The organism is Arthrobacter sp. TE12232 (assembly GCF_054062615.1).
In genome coordinates this window covers 2,571,338-2,588,312 of sequence record NZ_JBSSFK010000001.1, presented here as the reverse complement: position 1 = coordinate 2,588,312, position 16,975 = coordinate 2,571,338, and the positions used below count along the sequence as shown (strand labels likewise).

Annotated in this window: 13 protein-coding genes; 1 reads left to right on the top strand and 12 read right to left on the bottom strand. The window is 68.7% G+C overall.

Annotation, left to right across the window (positions count from 1 at the left end):
• Nucleotides 1-99: 99 nt before the first annotated feature.
• The 12 genes from ACVWZ7_RS11475 to ACVWZ7_RS11420 form a co-directional block, all read right to left on the bottom strand.
• The gene (locus tag ACVWZ7_RS11475) at nucleotides 100-1,590 is read right to left on the bottom strand and encodes an amino acid permease (RefSeq protein WP_456507909.1); all 1,491 of its coding nucleotides are present in this window, start codon (nucleotides 1,588-1,590) and stop codon (nucleotides 100-102) included.
• Between the two features lie 340 nt (nucleotides 1,591-1,930).
• Nucleotides 1,931-2,623 carry a response regulator gene (locus tag ACVWZ7_RS11470; RefSeq protein WP_456509100.1) on the bottom strand — a complete coding sequence of 231 codons (693 nt, stop codon included), beginning with the start codon at nucleotides 2,621-2,623 and terminating at the stop codon, nucleotides 1,931-1,933.
• 16 nt (nucleotides 2,624-2,639) lie between these two features.
• Nucleotides 2,640-4,058 (bottom strand): sensor histidine kinase, encoded by a 1,419-nt coding sequence (locus tag ACVWZ7_RS11465; protein ID WP_456507908.1) that lies wholly within the window; start codon nucleotides 4,056-4,058, stop codon nucleotides 2,640-2,642.
• 31 nt (nucleotides 4,059-4,089) lie between these two features.
• Nucleotides 4,090-4,980, bottom strand: coding sequence for an ABC transporter permease (locus ACVWZ7_RS11460; protein ID WP_344364920.1), 891 nt, complete (start codon nucleotides 4,978-4,980; stop codon nucleotides 4,090-4,092).
• A 3-nt stretch (nucleotides 4,981-4,983) separates the two neighbouring features.
• Nucleotides 4,984-5,925, bottom strand: coding sequence for an ABC transporter ATP-binding protein (locus ACVWZ7_RS11455; protein ID WP_091248496.1), 942 nt, complete (start codon nucleotides 5,923-5,925; stop codon nucleotides 4,984-4,986).
• 179 nt (nucleotides 5,926-6,104) lie between these two features.
• Nucleotides 6,105-7,601 carry a phosphatase PAP2 family protein gene (locus ACVWZ7_RS11450; RefSeq protein ID WP_456507907.1) on the bottom strand — a complete coding sequence of 499 codons (1,497 nt, stop codon included), beginning with the start codon at nucleotides 7,599-7,601 and terminating at the stop codon, nucleotides 6,105-6,107.
• Nucleotides 7,602-7,675: 74 nt separating this feature from the next.
• Nucleotides 7,676-8,863 carry an MFS transporter gene (locus ACVWZ7_RS11445; protein WP_456507906.1) on the bottom strand — a complete coding sequence of 396 codons (1,188 nt, stop codon included), beginning with the start codon at nucleotides 8,861-8,863 and terminating at the stop codon, nucleotides 7,676-7,678.
• Nucleotides 8,860-9,633 (bottom strand): DeoR/GlpR family DNA-binding transcription regulator, encoded by a 774-nt coding sequence (locus tag ACVWZ7_RS11440; RefSeq protein ID WP_456507905.1) that lies wholly within the window; start codon nucleotides 9,631-9,633, stop codon nucleotides 8,860-8,862. The genes ACVWZ7_RS11445 and ACVWZ7_RS11440 overlap by 4 nt, the downstream gene beginning before the upstream one ends.
• A 130-nt stretch (nucleotides 9,634-9,763) precedes the next feature.
• Complete coding sequence (locus ACVWZ7_RS11435) at nucleotides 9,764-11,446, bottom strand: ABC-F family ATP-binding cassette domain-containing protein (RefSeq protein ID WP_116766317.1); 1,683 nt, start codon at nucleotides 11,444-11,446, stop codon at nucleotides 9,764-9,766.
• Between the two features lie 71 nt (nucleotides 11,447-11,517).
• Nucleotides 11,518-13,542 (bottom strand): penicillin-binding transpeptidase domain-containing protein, encoded by a 2,025-nt coding sequence (locus ACVWZ7_RS11430; RefSeq protein WP_456507904.1) that lies wholly within the window; start codon nucleotides 13,540-13,542, stop codon nucleotides 11,518-11,520.
• A gap of 103 nt (nucleotides 13,543-13,645) precedes the next feature.
• Nucleotides 13,646-14,308, bottom strand: coding sequence for a response regulator (locus ACVWZ7_RS11425; RefSeq protein WP_456507903.1), 663 nt, complete (start codon nucleotides 14,306-14,308; stop codon nucleotides 13,646-13,648).
• Nucleotides 14,299-15,669: a sensor histidine kinase gene (locus tag ACVWZ7_RS11420; RefSeq protein ID WP_456507902.1), complete on the bottom strand. Its 1,371-nt coding sequence runs from the start codon at nucleotides 15,667-15,669 to the stop codon at nucleotides 14,299-14,301. Before ACVWZ7_RS11420 ends, ACVWZ7_RS11425 begins: the two co-directional genes overlap by 10 nt.
• Before the next feature lie 189 nt (nucleotides 15,670-15,858).
• Between ACVWZ7_RS11420 and ACVWZ7_RS11415 the strand changes: the two genes are divergently transcribed.
• Nucleotides 15,859-16,968 carry an FtsX-like permease family protein gene (locus tag ACVWZ7_RS11415; protein ID WP_456507901.1) on the top strand — a complete coding sequence of 370 codons (1,110 nt, stop codon included), beginning with the start codon at nucleotides 15,859-15,861 and terminating at the stop codon, nucleotides 16,966-16,968.
• Nucleotides 16,969-16,975 lie beyond the last annotated feature (7 nt).

The window sequence follows — 16,975 nt, the reverse complement described above, 5'->3', positions numbered from 1 at the left end:
TTAGCGCCAAGGAATGGACATGAAGGCATTATGTCCACTGATGGGCGCCGGGGGAGGGCATGTCCGGTGGTCCGGGACCGCTGCGGGAGCGGGGGGAGCCTATGACATCGGGCGGGCGCCTACTGTTGCTTCCTCGGTCGCAGCTCCGGCAGGAGCCGATGATTCCCCGGCAGGAGTCCCGGCACGATTCACCGTGGAGTTGTCGGCCGGGACCTCGGCTATGCCGGGGACGGTGGCCTTGGCGCCGTTCTTGCGGTAGCGGAAGACTCCGAGTCCCACGACGACGGCGGCGAGTGCCAGCGAGAGGACCAGCGATTCCCGCGTGGATTCCAGGATCACCATGCCGATCAGGAGCGCGACGATGCTGACGATGGCCGCCCAGGTCAGGTAGGGGAAGAGCCACATCTTCAGCTGGAGGTCCTTGGCGGCGGCGCCCATGCGGCGGCGCAGGATCAGCTGGGAGACGGCGATCACGAGCCACACGAACAGTGCGATGGCGCCGGAGGTGTTAACCAGGAACAGGAAGACAGTGTCCGGGGCGATGTAGTTCAGGCCGACCGTGACGAAGCCGACCACCGTGGAGGCCAGCACGGCGGAGGAGGGCACGCCGGTCTTGGAGATCCGCATCCAGGACCGGGGGGCGTCCCCGCGCCGCGACAGCGAGAACAGCATGCGGCTGGCGGTGTAGAGGCCCGAGTTCAGGCAGGAGAGCACCGAGGTCAGCACCACGATGTCCATGATGGTGCCGGCTCCGGGGATCCCGAACAGTTCGATGACTGCAACGTAGGGGCTCTTGGCGACGGAGGCGGAGTTCCAGGGAAGCAGGGTGACCACGATCGCGATGGATCCGATATAGAAGACGAGGATGCGCCAGACGGTGGATTTCACGGCCTTCTTGACGGCGTCGACCGGGTTCTCGGATTCGCCGGCGGCGATGGTGGCAATTTCCGCCCCGAAGAAGGAGAAGACGACGACGAGGATGCCGGCCAGGACGGCGCCGGGTCCGTTGGGCATAAACCCGCCGTGACCGATCAGGTTGTCCAGCCCGGGTGCCGGGACGCCCGGGATGAGGCCCAGGATCGCGGCGACACCGAAGAGCAGGAAGAGCACGATTGCCGCCACTTTGATGGACGCGAACCAGAATTCGAACTCGCCGTAAGACTTCACGGAGCCGAGGTTGGTTAGCGTCAGCAGCACCATCAGGGCAAGCGCCCAAACCCACTGGTCAATACCGGGTACCCAGCGGTGCATGATGGCCGCCCCCGCCGTGGCTTCGATGCCGAGGACAATGATCCAGAACCATGCGTAGAGCCAGCCGATGCTGAACCCTGCCCACCGGCCCAGCGCCTTGTCCGCGTAGGTCGAGAATGAGCCGGTTTCCGGGTTGGCCGCAGCCATTTCGCCGAGCATGCGCATGACGAGGATGACGACGAGTCCCGCCGCGGCGTAGGCCACCAGGATGCCGGGGCCGGCCTGCTGGATCGCGGCGCCCGAACCGACAAACAGTCCGGCGCCGATCACGCCGGCGATGGCGATCATGGATAGATGCCTGGGTTTCAGTGATTTTGAGAGCTGCTGGTCAGCGTGCATGGAAGCGCCGTCCTTCGTGGGGGGTCCGGGCCCGTTCTTATGCCGGCAATGCATGGGTTCCATACTGTGCGGCGGGCCACAATGTCGTTTCACCCTAGACCGCCTCGCGCACTGCCCGTCTTGTGCAGTCCTACAAATGACGCGGGGTCGGACCGGGCCATGACCCAACAAAGAGGTGTAAGAAGCAACCAAAGTTGCCTCAAGGGCAATTTGGTAATGTGCCTGAAACCACTGCTTCAAAACTACCGGCCGGTAACCAGGTCGCCTGTCCCGCCAGCCGTCGGGCAGGCGCCCGTCCGAGGGGGTGCTTCCGCCAGTCGTCCGCTTCGGCTAGCAGTCGCTAGTAATCCGCGTTGCTCGGCACCACGAGCCCGGTCTCATAGGCGTACACAACCGCCTGGACGCGGTCGCGGAGGTGCAGCTTGGTCAGGATCCGGCGCACGTGCGTCTTGACCGTGGCCTCGGACAGGAAGTACCTGTGCGCGATTTCGGCGTTGGAGAGACCCTCCGCCATCGCCCCCAGCATTTCGGTTTCGCGCGGGGTCAGGTCCTCCAGCAGGGGATCCCTCGCCGGACGCGCCGGATTATCGGCCGGGCCGCCGCCGCCGTCCACCCCGGACGGGCCCGCCCCCGCCGGGTCGGCGCCGCCCCCGGCACCGCGGACATAGGTCTCCAGCAGCCGCTGCGTGACACGCGGAGCAACGACGGCGTCGCCGCTGGCCACGACCCGCACGGCACTGATCAGTTCGGCAGGGGCGACGTCCTTGAGCAGGAACGCCGAGGCGCCGGCCTGCAGCCCGGCAAAGGCGTATTCATCGAGGTCAAAGGTGGTCAGGATGATGATCTTGGCGCGGGACGCCGAGGCCGCAATGGCCCGGGTCGCCTCGATCCCGTCCAGCACCGGCATCCGGACGTCCATCAGGACGACGTCGGGCACGAGCTCCCGGGCTTGCCGGACCGCATCGGCGCCGTCGGACGCCTCGCCGACGATGCACAAGTCATCTTCGCCCTCGAGGATGAGACGGAACCCCATCCGAAGCAGCGGCTGGTCATCCACCAGCAGAACGCGTATGGCTTCTTTGTCGGCCACTGTTCCCCCTTGTTTGTGTTGCGGCTGTTGGGATTAGAGCTGTTGGTGATGCGGCTGTTGGTGTTGCGGCGTCTTCATTGCAGTTCAGTTCCGCGTGCACCCGCCAGCCGCCGTTGCCGGTATGCCCTGCCTGCACCGTGCCTGCGTAGATCTTGGCCCGCTCCCGCATCCCGGCAATTCCCTGGCCGGTGCCGAGCGATTCCCGTGAATCGGCGTGCGCGCCGGCCCCCGGAACGCCGAATTCCACGGTTCCGCGGCCGTCGTCGGCCACGTCAATGGTCACGAGCGAACCGTTCCGGACGATGCCCACGTCCACGCGGCTCAGCGCACGCCCGTAGCGCAGCACATTTGTCAGCGACTCCTGCACGATCCTGTAGACGGTCAGCTGGAACGCTGCATCGCCGGGCAGCGCCGGACCGGTGTGCGTGTAATGCAGCGGCAGGCCTGCGGTGCGGAAGCCTTCAAGCAGTTTGGCGAGGCTGCCGCCGTCCACGAGCGGTTCCCGCGGAGCATGTCCCGCGCCGGAATCGTCGCGCAGCACGCCGAGGACGCGCCGCATGTCGGCCAGCGCGGTCCGTCCCGTCCGGGAGAGTTCCTCCAGAACACCGGCGGCGCGCTGCGGATCCTTCTTGACCACGACGGCGGCGCCGTCCGACAGGCTGATCATGACGGTCAGCGAGTGCGCCACGACGTCGTGCATTTCGCGTGCGATCCGGTTGCGTTCGGTGACCGAGCCGAGCTGCTGGGCGCGGGCCGCCCAGGCGGCTATCTCGTGCTCGTGCTCGCGCCGTTGCCGCACCGAGATCCCGATCCCCGTGGCGATCACGTTGGAAAGGGTGATGCTGATGGCGGCCGCGATGCTCGTGATCAGCTGGAAGTTCTCCGGCGTGCTGACGGCCATGTCCGGGAGCCGCCCGTCCAGCGGGCCAACCGCGAGCATGAAGTACAGGAGCACGAGCGGGGCCGTCGTCACGGCGAGGGCCGCCAGGGCGAAACGCCGGGTGCGGACCACCGCGACCGCGTACAGCGCAAACCAGAGCCCGGCGGAGACATTGGATCCCCACGGATGCAGGAACGTGACGGCCAGTTCCAGCGCCCCCACGGCCGCCGTTACCTGCACCGGGCGGGAGCGCCGGAAAAGCAGGACGGGAGCGGCCGCCGCGAGCAGCACGGTGACCTGCCATTCGCCGTGAATGAGTGACTCGACCGCCGTGGGCGTGACCAGGAGCAGGTAGCAGAGCACCACCAGGACATCCATGACCCGCGGACGGGCCAACAGGTAGCGGCGGAGCCAACCGCGCCGGCGTGCGGTGATTTCGGCGAAGGACGCGTCGGCCGGAGCGGCTGACGCGTCCTTCACGGGCACAGCATCGATCATGCTCTGAGCCTAGACTGCGGGATCTGCAGGCCTAGACATCCCGCCTCTTGAGCATGACGCCGGCGAGGATCACGGGAACAACAACCCAGGCGCCCAGGACCAGGCCGGCCTGCCAGGCTTCCAGGGTGTCCGGGACGTGGTCCAAAGCTGTGAGCGGATCCACCGTGTTGCCCGGCAGGTACTTGCGGGCCTCCACGAAGAAGTCCCCCGGAATGAGCTGGAAGGCGATGGGTGCCACGAAGAACAGGCCCACCAGGCTCATGATGCCGCCCGCCGAGTTGCGGATCAGGGTTCCCAGGGCCAGGCCGATCGCCGCGACGGCTGCCACGTAGATGCTGTTGACGATGAGCATCTTGACCGACTGCGAGCTGCCCAGGTCAAGGCCAAGGCCGTAGTTGTCCAGGATCGGCACCGAGACGAAACCGGCGGCCAAGGTGGACGCGGCCGTGACCACGAAGGACGTCAGCACCACCACCACGAGCTTGGCCGCGAACGCCGGGATGCGCTTGGGCACGGCCGCGAACGTGGACCGGGCCATGCCGGTGGTGAATTCCGAGCTCATCAGCAGCACGCCGAGGGAGCCGAGGATGAGCTGGGCGAAGGCGATGCCGGAGGTCGGGACGCCGACGGCGAGGTCCCCTCCCTGCGCCGCGATCCTGGCGGCCGCCTGCGGGTCCCGCGCCGCGGCCTCGGAGAACTGCCCCGTTCCCCAGGCGGAGAGTGCCCCAAACCCCACCATCACCACAATCGTGGACCCGAGCAGGATCAGGGTGGAGAGCAGGGTGCGGAACTTGATGAATTCGGAGTTGAGGACCCGCGGGAAGCTGGGTCCGGGCCCGGTACTGGTGCCGTCTCCGGACCGTTGGGGGCCGGCGTCGGCACCGCGGGGCGAGGGCGTGGATTCAACGGTAGTGGAACTCATGGCTTACTTGCCTCCGGCTTCGACGGGATCGGCGCCCGTGGTGATCAGCGAGTGGTATTCGACCTCATCCTTGGTCAGTTCCATGTAGGCCTCCTCGAGGCTGGCCTGGAGCGGCGTGAGTTCGTAGATCATGACCTGGTGTTCCAGCGCGGCGGTGGCGATCTGCCGGGGGTCCAGCCCCTTGACTTCCAGGAGCTCGCGTTCCTGGACCTCCACCGAGACGCCGGTTCCGGCCAGCAGCTGCATGAGCCGGTCCGGCTGGTCGGTCCGGACCCGCGTGCGGCCCTGGCCTTTGCCGGTGATGATCTCCTGGATCGGGGCGTCGGCGATGATCCTCCCGCGGCCGATCACGATCAGGTGGTCCGCCGTGACGGCCATTTCACTCATGAGGTGGCTGGAGAGGAAGACCGTGCGCCCCTCGGAGGCCAGGTACTTCACCAGGTTGCGGACCCACACCACCCCCTCCGGGTCCAGACCGTTGACGGGCTCGTCGAGGATGACGGTCTGCGGGTCGCCCAGAAGGGCCGCGGCGATGCCCAGCCGCTGGCCCATGCCGAGCGAGAAGCCGCCGACCTTTTTCCTGGCCACTTCGGCCAGTCCGGTCATCTCGATCACGTCGTGGACGCGCTTCTTGGGGATGCTGTGCGTCGCGGCCATGGCCAGCAGGTGGTTGTAGGCGGAGCGGCTCGTGTGGACGGCTTTGGCGTCCAGCAGCGCGCCGACGTCCCGCAGCGGGGCGGCGTGCTTGGTGAGTGGCGATCCGTTGACGGTCACGGAGCCCGACGTCGGCCGGTCCAGTCCCATGATCATGCGCATGGTGGTGGATTTTCCGGCCCCGTTCGGGCCCAGGAAGCCGGTGACCCGGCCGGCTTCGACGGTGAAGTTGACGCCGGCGACGGCGGTCTTGTCGCCGTAAACCTTGGTCAGGCCTCGTGCTTCGATCATGGAAGCGTTCCTTTACGTAGCGGGCTGTTGTCCGGGGCGCCGCAGTCACGGGCCCGTCTGCACACCACGCTACCGACGCCGGGGGCGTATTTCGCCGGTCTCAGGGATGATTCAGGGGCGAATCAGGGTAGTCCGGGAGGATGACAGGCCGCCCGCGAGCGGGGCGGCACGAGCGTGGTTCAGTCGAGCGGCGAATAGTACGTCAGCGCGCCGCGGCGGACCGCGAACTCCACGCTCCGCACGCCGGGCATGACCTCACCGTCAACGGCCAGGACCATGGGCCCGTCCCCTGGTTCCACCGTGATCCGGTCCGTTTCGGTGAGGTGGGTGATCCCGGAGGTGGCCACGGTGCCGGTCAGCACGGCCCAGAGCAGCCGCAGCCGGGCGAACGGCTCGTCGGCGGTGATCATCCGCAGGTCCAGGACTCCGTCGGCCAGCACGGGGCGCACCAGCGGCGCGTGGTCGCGGGGGTAGTAGCGGCCGCGGCCGATGTAGAGGATCCACAGCCGGTGCCGCACCCCGTTGACGATCAGCGTGGTGGGGGTGCCGGCCGCGAAGGTCCGGAACATGGCCACCACACCGGCAAGGGGTTTGCCGAGTGCCGGCTGGAGCTGTTCGCGCCGGCGGACCAGGTTCGGGTAGAGGCCGATGCTGGCGGTGTTGAGCATGCTCAGTTCGAGGTGCTCGGGGCTGTCGGGGAGCCCCCGCTCAACGCTCACGTGGCCGACGTCGGCCACGGCCGCCTCGCCGCGCGATGCCGCCCGGACGGCCGCCTCCAAGGTGGGTGTCCCGGCGTCGCGGGCGAAGTGATTGAGCGTTCCGCCGGGAAGCACCAGGAGAGGGAGCGAATGTTCGACAGCGGTGGCCGCCGCGGTACCGACGGTTCCGTCACCGCCCCAGACGCCGAGGGCCACAATCCCCGGGCGGGTCGCGACGCCGGCTATTTCCGCCGCGATGTCCTCGCCCTGGCCGATTTCCTGTATATACGCTTTGGGGAATATTTTCTGGAGGGCGTCTGCGGTCTCGTCGGCATAGGAGCCGCCGAGGGCGTTAATCGCGATGCCGAGGCCCTGACCCTCCGGAAGGTCCGGAGCCCGGAGGGCGCTGCGGCGGGTCTCCGGGAACGGCGGCCGGACAGGCCACCATTTCCGCGTCACGATGGCCGCCCCGGCGCCGATCGCGGAGCCGAACAGCACGTCCGAGGGCCAGTGGGCCCCCGTGTGGACCCGCGAGTAGGCCACCCCGGCCGCGACAGGGGCCAGCGCCGCTCCGAGTCCCGGCCGGACCATGCCGACGCCCAGCGCGAAGGCAACCGCGGAGGCGGAGTGGCCCGACGGCATCGACGAACTGGTGGGCTGGGGGTTGACGAAGCGGAAGACCGGCAGGTGTTCGGGCAGGGGGCGCCGCCGGGGCAGGAGCGTCTTGAACACCACGTTGGTGACGGCCGACGCCACGCCTTGCGCAATGAGCCCGTGCGCGGCTGCCCGCCGCGTCTTTCCGGGCACGAGGGCCAGGACTCCGGCGATGCCGAACCAGAGCTTGCCTTTGTTGGCGGCTGCGGACAAGCCGCGGAAAAACTCATCGTGGCCACCGCCCGGCAGCTTGGACACGGCGCGCACAAGTTTGCGGTCGAGGGTCGACAGGCGGCCGGGAGCTTTCCTCAGCATGGTTCGCATCTGACCACCATACTGCCGGACCCGGAGCGCCGCAGGCAGGGCCCCGCGGCAGGCTATCAGCCTCGCAGGGCTCCCTACTTGGCGGGCAGCGGCTTCGCGGCGCCGGCGAGCAGCAGGGCCACGAGAATGGGAATCCCGATCGCCAGCAGTGCGGTCCTGATCCCCGTCGCATCGCCCAGGAAGCCCAGCAGGGGCGGCCCGGCGAGGAACGCGATGTAGCCCAGCGTGGACACCACGGACACCCGTGCGGCCGCCTTCCGGGGGTCATCCGCCGCGGCGGACATCCCGATCGGAAACGCAAGGGCAGCCCCCACGCCCCAGAGCACGGCACCGGCGGCGGCCAGCCAGATGGTGCCGGCGAACACGAAGAGGCAGAGGCCCGCAGCCGCTGCGGCCATGCTGGCGCGGAGTACGGCCACACGGCCGTAGGCGTCGATCGCGCGGCCGCCGAAGAAACGCATGGCCGTCATGGCGAGCACGAAGGCGGCGAACATGAGCGCGCCCGTGGACTGTTCAGCGCCGAGACCGTCGACCGCAGCCTTGGCAATCCAGTCGTTGCCGGCGCCTTCGGTCAGGGTGGCGCCCAGGACGACGACGCCGATCAGGAGCGTGCGGCCGTCCCGCCAGGCGGAGACGGCCTTGCCACGGCCCGTTTCTCCGGCGGCGGACCCGGCGTCGGTCTGATGCGGCAGGAAGTAGCGCGGGGCCACGGTGGTCAGGACGGCGACGATCGCGGCGACGACCAGCAGGTGCTCCGGAAGCCCGACCCCCAGGGTGGACAGTCCGGCACCGATGAGGGCTCCGACGAACGCGCCGCCGCTGTAGGCGGCGTGGAACTGCGGCATGATGGTGCGCCCAAGCCGGTGTTCGACGTCGGCGCCTTCGATGTTCTGCGAAACATCCCACAACCCGACGCCGATCCCGAAGAGGAACAGGGAAGCGGCAGTCCCCGGCACGGAGGCCGCCATCAGGGACAGCGCCACGCCGACGCCGGCCGCCGCGGCAAACAGCCCTGCACTGCGGACCGTATTGGCGGTGCCGATCCGGCCCACGACGAATCCGGCCGTGGGCAGGGCGATCAGCGAGCCGACCGCCAGGCACAGCAGCAGTGTTCCCATCTGCCCCGAGGTAATGTGCAGGATTTCCGTCACCGCGGGGATGCGGGCGGCCCAACTGGCGAAGACCAGTCCGTTGATCCCGAAGACCAGGAACGTGGCCCCGGCGGCGGCCTTCAGTTGCGGCTCGGTTGCGGTGCTGGTCATACGATCACTGCTTCCACTGAGTGTTGCGCGAGGTGGGCATGTTCTTCCTGACTGAGCCGCCGGTCCGTCACGATGGCATCCACGGCGTCCAGGGATGCCACGAGGGCGACGGCGCTGGCATCCCACTTGGATCCTGCGCAGGCGACGATCACCCTGCCGGCGGATTCGAGGCCGGCCCGCTTCACGGCGGCGTCGTCAAGATCGTGAGCCAACAGCCCGTCCTTGAGGTTCAGGGCGCAGGGAGTGACCACGGCGGTGTCGAAGCGCAGCGAGCGGATGTTCGATTCCGTCATCGGTCCGCGGAAGGACATCTCGCCGGGGATGAGGCTGCCGCCGGGCATCAGGAGCTCGGGACGCCGACCCGCGGGCGCATCCTCAGGGGACAGTATGCTGACGGCCCGCAGCGACATGGGCATGATGGTCATGTCGCGCTGGCGCAGCTGGCGGGCGATCTCGGTCGCCGTGGTGCCACTGTCCAGCCAGATGTGGCCCCGGTCCTGGAGCATGGCCGCCACGCCGGCGGCAATCCGGACCTTGACGGCGTGGTCCTCCAGCTCGCGCTGGCCGTAGGCAGGGTTTTCTCCCCGCAGCACCAGGCTTCGGGCGCCGCCGTGCACCCTGCGGAGGACGCCATGGAGCGCCAGCACGTCGAGATCGCGCCGGATAGTGGCCCCGGACGCGCCGCAGGCGGTCATCAGTTCGTCCACGGTCATCTGGTCCCGATGCCTCAGCAGCTCGCCGATCAGGCGATGCCGCTCATCAGTATTCATGAAGAAATGATAGCAGTCGGTGATCATTTGATCATCGAATGCGCAACTGCGATCACACCGTATGGGACGGGAGGGCAGCTATGTCCCTACGGCAACGTGGGGAAGTGCAGGACGCGAGGGAGGGTCTACCTTAGCGGGCGCGCTCGACGCGCTTTTCGTCCCAGACCGGCTCGGCCGATTCATAGACCTTGCCGTCCGAGCCGAAGACCAGGAAGCGGTCGAAGGTGCGGGCGAACCAACGGTCGTGGGTGACCGCCAGGACGGTGCCCTCGAAGTGGTCGATCGCCCGTTCCAGGGCCTCGGCCGAATGCAGGTCCAGGTTGTCCGTCGGCTCGTCGAGCAGCAGCAGCGTGGCGCCGGAGAGCTGGAGGAGCAGGATCTGGAAGCGGGCCTGCTGGCCGCCGGAGAGCGACTCGTACTTCTGCTCGGACTGCCCGGCGAGGCCGTAGCCGTCCAGGGCGCCGGCGGCGGCTTCGCGGCCGAGCCCGGAGCGGTGCTCGTCGCCGCGATGCAGGATCTCCAGCAGGGTTTTGCCCAACAGATCGGGCCGGACGTGGGTCTGGGCGAAGAAGCCGGGCCGGATCCGGGCGCCGAGTTTCACGGTGCCCTCGTGCGGAACCTCCGCAATCTCGACGTCGGACACCGGCAGGTGCTCCCGTTCGGGGTCGGTGCCGCCGGTGGCGAGCAGGCGCAGGAAGTGGCTCTTGCCCGACCCGTTGGACCCGAGGACGCCCACGCGGTCACCGAACCAGATCTCCGTCGAGAAGGGCTTCATGAGGCCGGTCAGCTCAAGCTTTTCGGCCACGATGGCGCGCTTGGCGGTGCGCCCGCCCTTGAGCCGCATCTGCACGTTTTGCTCGATCGGCAGGGCCTCGGGCGGGCCGGCCTCGAGGAACTTCGCCAGGCGGGTCTGCGCGGCGTGGTACCGGTTGGCCATGTCTGAGCGGAATGCCGCCTTGTTCTTGTACATGTTGACGAGTTCCTTGAGCTTCACGTGCTCCTCATCCCAGCGCTTGCGCAGCTCCTCAAAGCGTGCGTTCCGGTCCGCGCGGGCGTCCACGTAGGAGCCGAAGCCGCCGCCGTGGATCCACGCGCCGGCACCGTTGATACCCGGTTCCAGCGTGACGATGCGTCCCGCGGCGTTGTTGAGCAGTTCACGGTCGTGGCTGATGAAGAACACGGTCTTCTTCGAGTCATTCAGCTTCGCTTCGAGCCAGCGCTTACCCGGGACATCGAGGTAGTTGTCGGGTTCGTCGAGGAGCAGCAGTTCATCGGGGCCGGCAAAAAGAGCCTCGAGCACCAGCCGCTTCTGCTCGCCTCCGGAGAGGCTCGACGCCGGGCGGTGCTGCGCGCGGTCAAACGGCAGGCCGAGGGCCGCCATGCACACCTCGTCCCAGACGGTCTCGACGTCGTAGCCGCCGGCATCGCCCCAGTCCACGATCGCCTGGGCATAGTTCATCTGCGTGGGCTCGTCGTCGTGCTCCAACATGGCCAATTCTGCCTCGTCCACGGCGCGCGCGGCAGCCGCCAGCGCCGGCGGGGCGGCTGACACCAGGAGGTCCCGGACCGTGGAGTCGTCGCGGACTTGGCCAACGAACTGGCGCATGATGCCCATGTTCCCGGAGCGGCCAATCACGCCTTCGTCCGGGACGAGGTCACCGGAAATGATCCGGAACAGCGTGGTCTTACCGGTTCCGTTCGGCCCGATCAGCGCGGTCTTGGTGCCGTCCGGGACCTTGAAGGTCACCCCGTTGAGCAGCTGGGTGCCGTCGGAGAGGAAGTAATCGATGCCGGAAACGTCAATATGAGCCACGCCTTCAATCTTCCCACGGCCGCGCGGGACTCCCGGCGGACGCCCCCGCAGGACGTGAGGGAGCGGCCGGGTCAGCTGGCCCGGGTGAGGAACTCCTTGAGCAGCGGACCCGACGTGGTGGCCCCGAGGCCGCCGTCCTCCACGAAGACGGCGACGGCCAGATCACCGTGCACGGCGACGATCCAGGCGTGGGTCTTGGGCGGGGTGTCATTGCCGAACTCGGCCGTTCCGGTCTTTGCTCCGACGGGCTCGCCCGGGACGGACGCCAGGAACCCGGCGTGCCCGCTGGTCACGACGGCGCGCATCATGTCAGCCAGTGACGCCGCCTCCGCCGCAGTAATCGGCGCCCCGGCGGCCGTGGCCGGTGCCGCAGCAGCGGATGTCGTCGCGTCACCGGACGGCGGCGCTGCCGGCGCCGTGCCGGAGGCTCCGGTGCCGGCCGTGGGCGTGCTCCCGGCGCCCGGGGAAGTGACGCCCGCATTTGGATTCAGCACCAGCTGGGCTGCCACCGGGGCACCCTTGGCCACGGAGCCGGCCATGATGGCGGCGGCCAGTGGGGACAGGAGCACCTTGCCCTGGCCGATCATGGACGCGGCGTGCTCGGTGCCGGCGGCTTCACCGGGGACTGAGCCAAGGAACGCGGCCGCTCCCAGCGCGGGCGCCTCGACGGCCACGCCGAGGGAGGTCGCGGCCGATTCGAGCTGCGCCTGGCTCACGGAGTCCCGGGCGTTGATGAAGGCGGTGTTGCAGGAGTGCGCGAAGGCATCGCGCAGCGTCACGGAACCCAGGGAGGACGCGGGGTACCCCTCGGCGTTCTTGAAGGTGCGGCCGTCCACCGTGAGAGTGGGCGGGCAGTCCACCTTGGAGTCCGGGGTCATTCCGTTGCGGAACATGGCCAGGGAATCAACCATCTTGAAGATCGAGCCGGGGGCGTACTGGCCCAGCATTGCCGTGTCATAGCCGTTGCTGCCCGGGCCGGAAGCCGCTGCCAGGACGGCGCCGCTGGAAGGCCGGAGCGCCACGATGGCCGACGCCGGACCGACGTTGCCGAGGACGTCCTCCGCGAGCTGCTGTAACTTCGGGTCCAGGGTGGTTTTCAGCGCGGTTCCGGGCTTCATCCCGGTCTGGAAGAGCACCCGCCGCGGATCCGGGGAGGTCGCCTGGATTTCCGCGGCGGTAAGGCCGGCTTTCTGCGCGCGGATCACGATGCCGTCGGTTCCCCGCAGCTGCGCGTCATACTGCTGTTGCAGGCCTCCGTTTCCGGTGGTGTCGCCGGACTTGAGTGCGCCGCCGGACTTTTCGATCTGCTCCGCGTTGGCCTCGGAGACGGTACCCAGCAGGGCCCGTGCAAACGTCCGGGTGGGGGCCAGCGGCAAGGTGTCCGGGATGGTTCGGGCGCCCGGGATGGCCGAGATTTGCTCGTCGGTGACGGTCCGGGAGCCGTCTTCGCGCAGGGTGATGGCCGGGACGAATGCCTCAGGACCTGTCGCGGCGACCTGCTGGGCGTAGGCGGCCGGGTCGACGCCGACGAGTTGGGCAAGCTTCGTGGCGGAGTCAGCGGGGTCCGCGCCGCCGAGTGCGGGCTTGTCGATGCCAATATTGACCACGGGCCGGTACGTGACCAGAGGGACGTCGCCGGCGCCCAGAATGTCGGCCCGCTGCGGCGTCTGGGTGGCGCGGGTGACGACCTCCCCGTCAGCGAGGTCCGGGACAAGGATGGCCGGTTTCCATACGGTGAGCCATTTGTCGCCGGACTTCTTTAGCTGCGCGGAAACGGTATATTTCCATTCCTCCGCCCCGACCTTCCAGATGTAGTTAAGCGGAAATGTGGCCGTGTCCGCGTCGAATGCAAGATCTCCGGCCTGCACGGCCGGTTTGTCCGGATCAAGTCCCTTGAAAATTTCCTTGAGCTGGTCATTTGCGGCGCCCGAGTCCTTGCCCTCAAAGGCGACGGATCCGACGTCGAGCGCGGATACTGCGGTGGCCAGCTGCTTGGCAGCATCTTGCGCGCCGGTCCGGCCGTCGCCGCAGGCGGCCAGCGAGCCGCTAAGAACAAGGCCCACAAGGGCCAGTGCAAGTTTTGGTGAGTTCCCCATGGCGACATTATGCCCCGGGCCACGGACTACGCCCTTGTCACACAACGCAGTCACACAACGCGATCGCACCGCAGGACCGCCCAACTTCCCCGCATGACGCCGGCTAAGGCCTCCGGATGATGCGCCGCTGCGTGGCCACGGCGATTGCGGCGGTGCGGTTGTCCACGCCGAGCTTGCCGTAGATGTGGACCAGGTGGGTCTTGACCGTTGCCTCGGAGATGAAGAGATGCTTCGCGATCGCCCGGTTTCCCATGCCCGTGGCCAGCAGTTCCAGCAACTGGATCTCGCGGGCGGACAGGGCCGGCTCCGGGTTCCGGATCCGGCCCATCAGCCGGGCCGCGACCTCGGGGGCCAGCGCCGTTCCGCCCGCGGCGGCGGACAGTACCGCCTGGCGGATCTGCTCGGGCGGGGCGTCCTTGAGCATGTAGCCGCTGGCGCCGGCCTCGACGGCGGCGAGGATGTCGGCATCGGAGTCGTAGGTGGTAAGGATGAGCACCGGCGGCGCGGGCTGGCCGGTTTCTCCGGCCTTGATCCTGCCGGTGGCGGTGACCCCGTCCATGCCCGTGCCCATCTGCAGGTCCATGAGCACCACGTCCGCGGGCTCGCCCAAGGTGTGGAGCCTGGCCAGTCCGGCCAGGGCGGCGCCGCCGTCTGCTGCCTCGGCCACGACGGTGATGCCCTCCAGATCCCCGAGCATGGCCCGCAGCCCGGCACGGACCACGGGGTGGTCGTCCACGAGGAACACGCGGATGTTGTTCACTGCCATCGCTCCTTGACGTGCGCGGGCCCGGCGGCGGAACGGTTGGCTTCGCCCAGGGGCAGCCGGATGGCCACCACGGTTCCCTCTCCCGGGGCGGATTCGATGTCCAACCGGCCGTGCAGGGCCGCCACGCGCCCCCGCAGCGACGTCAATCCATAGCCGGACCCGTCCGGCCGGGCGGTCAGCGCCGCGGGATCGAACCCGGTGCCGTCGTCGTAGATGTCCATGGCCACGTCCGATCCCAGGAAGGACAGGGTGACGACGGCGGTACTCGCCTTCGCATGAACCCCGACATTGGCCAGGCTCGCTTGTGCGGCGCGGAGCAGGGCGGTCTGCAGCGCTGCGGGAAGGTCCACAGGCGCACCCTCGACGTCGAGGCGGCAGGACAGGCCCGCGCCGCGGGCGGCGGCTTCCGCTTCAGTCTTTTCACACAGCCGAAGGAGACTGGCCACGAGGGAACCGTCCTCAAGATCGGGGGATTGGAGGGCCCGGACGAAGTTGCGGGCCTCTGCAAGGTTGGCAGCGGCCGTGTCCTGGACTATACGGAGCCTTTCCCGGGCCACGGCGGGTTCGCCGTCGTCCAGCGCCTTCTCGGCCGCGCGCCCCATCAGCACGATGCTCGACAGGCCCTGGGCGAGGGTGTCATGGATTTCGCGGGCGAGCCGGCCGCGCTCGGCGAGGGTGCCGGCATCGTGCTGGGTCCGGGCAAGTTCGGCGCGCGTGCGGCGGAGCTCCTCCGCCGCCTGCCGCTGGTTATCCGCCTCCAGAAACAGCGCCCGGTAGGCCAGGCCCGTGACCACAGCGAAGGCTGCGCCGAACGCCGGCCCGAGCACCATGGGCAGCTGCAGCGCCATGCCGGCCGGCTCCGCACCGGCCTGCTCCGAAGGTGCGATACCGCCGTTGTGGAACCAGAGCGCCGCAATGACCAGAAGGGTGCTTAGGGCGATCGCCGGCAGCGCCAGCCGCCGCCGGAGCACGTGCAGCTGCAGGAAGAACAGCGGAAAAGCCAGCCAGACGAAGTCGGCGCTGGTCCAGATCAGCAGAAGCCACAGGACGCTGACACCGCCCAGCCACCAGCCGGAATAGGGCCTCGGATCGAACCGGGCACGCCCGGCGGCATGCCGCTTCTCCAGGATGGTACCCACGAGATAGAAAGCGGCGAGCAACAGGGCCAGCAGCAGGGTGATCCAGCCCGGGCCCGTAATTCCGCCGGCCACCGGCCGGACCAGCGCCACCAGGAGCAGCACAGCGAAACCGACGTGAAGGCTCACCCGCAGAACGCGCAGAATGACGGCCGCCCCGGTGGACTCGGTCTGACCGCTGTGACGTGTGCCGTCGTGGACCGTGTTGCCGGCGTCGCCCTCCATGCTTCCAGCCTAGTGCCGGGCGGGCGGCCCGCCTGCGGAAATCGGCGCGGCGACGGCGGAATCAACCATTTGGTTGATCGCAGAGCCGTCCTCACGGTGTGGCCGGTCCAGCCGGGCGGCCGATGTCCGGGAGCCGGGCGAAGGGAAGGCTGGAAGAAACGCCTCCTTCGTCACGAAAAAAGGACAACCATGTATCTCGCCATCCGCGATATCCGCTTCGCCAAGGGGCGGTTTGCCCTCATGGGGGCGGTCGTCGCCCTCATCACGCTCCTGCTCGTCATGCTCTCCGGGCTCACCGCCGGACTCGGCAACCAGTCGACGTCGGCCCTCGCCGCTCTCCCGGCCGACCAGCTGGTCTTCGGCGCCCCGGCCGGGAGCGCGCCCAAGGCCTCGTTCACCGAATCCGAAGTCACGCGCGCCCAACAGGCCGAGTGGGCGGCACGCGACGGCGTCGCCCGCGCCGACGCCGTGGGAATCAGCCAAAGCCGATTCCAGGCGCTGGGCGCAGGAGGCGTACCGGCACGCACAGCCAGTGTCGCGGTCTTCGGCACCGAGCCGGGCACCGGCCTGGCGCCCGGCGAACTGACGGAGGGAAGTGTCGCCGTCGGAGCCGTCCTGGCGCAGGAACTGGACCTCAGCGTCGGCAGCCGCGCCTCGGTGGGCGGCACCGAGCTCGTCGTGACGGCCGTCGTTCCGGAGCAATGGTATTCGCACACCGGCGTCGTCTGGACCACGTTGGCCGACTGGCAGAAGCTCGCCCACGTCCCCGACCGGGGCGCCGCAACGGTGCTCGCCGTGACGTTTGGCCCAGGAAACTCCGCCGCCGGCGCCGGCGTGGATCTTGACGCCGCCAACGCGGCGGCGGGAACCGTCAGCACCACCGTGGACGGATCCTTCCAGGCCCTCGGCTCCTACAAGAGCGAGAACGGCTCGCTCCTGCTCATGCAGGCGTTCCTGTACGGCATCTCTGCCCTCGTGATTGTCGCCTTCCTGACGGTCTGGACGGTCCAGCGCACCCGGGATATCGCCGTCCTGAAAGCGCTGGGCGGGTCCGCCCGCTACATCCTCCGGGATGCCATGGCCCAGGCGGCTCTGGTACTGCTGGCCGGCGCCGCGGCGGGAGGCCTGGCCGGGATGGCCGGCGGGGTCCTCGCATCCCGGGCCGCCCCGTTCCTCCTCACGCCGTGGACAACGCTGCTGCCGATCGCCGGAATCGTGCTCCTGGGCCTGGCCGGGGCTGCCCTCGCCGTCCGCAGCGTTGCGCGTGTGGATCCGCTCATCGCCCTCGGCGGCAGCTGACCTGCCC

Coding starts and splice junctions, on each gene's coding strand:
- ACVWZ7_RS11475 (WP_456507909.1), bottom strand. CDS start 1,590: ATGCACGCTGACCAGCAGCTCTCAAAATCACTGAAACCCAGGCATCTA.
- ACVWZ7_RS11470 (WP_456509100.1), bottom strand. CDS start 2,623: ATGGGGTTCCGTCTCATCCTCGAGGGCGAAGATGACTTGTGCATCGTC.
- ACVWZ7_RS11465 (WP_456507908.1), bottom strand. CDS start 4,058: ATGATCGATGCTGTGCCCGTGAAGGACGCGTCAGCCGCTCCGGCCGAC.
- ACVWZ7_RS11460 (WP_344364920.1), bottom strand. CDS start 4,980: ATGAGTTCCACTACCGTTGAATCCACGCCCTCGCCCCGCGGTGCCGAC.
- ACVWZ7_RS11455 (WP_091248496.1), bottom strand. CDS start 5,925: ATGATCGAAGCACGAGGCCTGACCAAGGTTTACGGCGACAAGACCGCC.
- ACVWZ7_RS11450 (WP_456507907.1), bottom strand. CDS start 7,601: ATGCGAACCATGCTGAGGAAAGCTCCCGGCCGCCTGTCGACCCTCGAC.
- ACVWZ7_RS11445 (WP_456507906.1), bottom strand. CDS start 8,863: ATGACCAGCACCGCAACCGAGCCGCAACTGAAGGCCGCCGCCGGGGCC.
- ACVWZ7_RS11440 (WP_456507905.1), bottom strand. CDS start 9,633: ATGAATACTGATGAGCGGCATCGCCTGATCGGCGAGCTGCTGAGGCAT.
- ACVWZ7_RS11430 (WP_456507904.1), bottom strand. CDS start 13,542: ATGGGGAACTCACCAAAACTTGCACTGGCCCTTGTGGGCCTTGTTCTT.
- ACVWZ7_RS11425 (WP_456507903.1), bottom strand. CDS start 14,308: ATGGCAGTGAACAACATCCGCGTGTTCCTCGTGGACGACCACCCCGTG.
- ACVWZ7_RS11420 (WP_456507902.1), bottom strand. CDS start 15,669: ATGGAGGGCGACGCCGGCAACACGGTCCACGACGGCACACGTCACAGC.
- ACVWZ7_RS11415 (WP_456507901.1), top strand. CDS start 15,859: ATGTATCTCGCCATCCGCGATATCCGCTTCGCCAAGGGGCGGTTTGCC.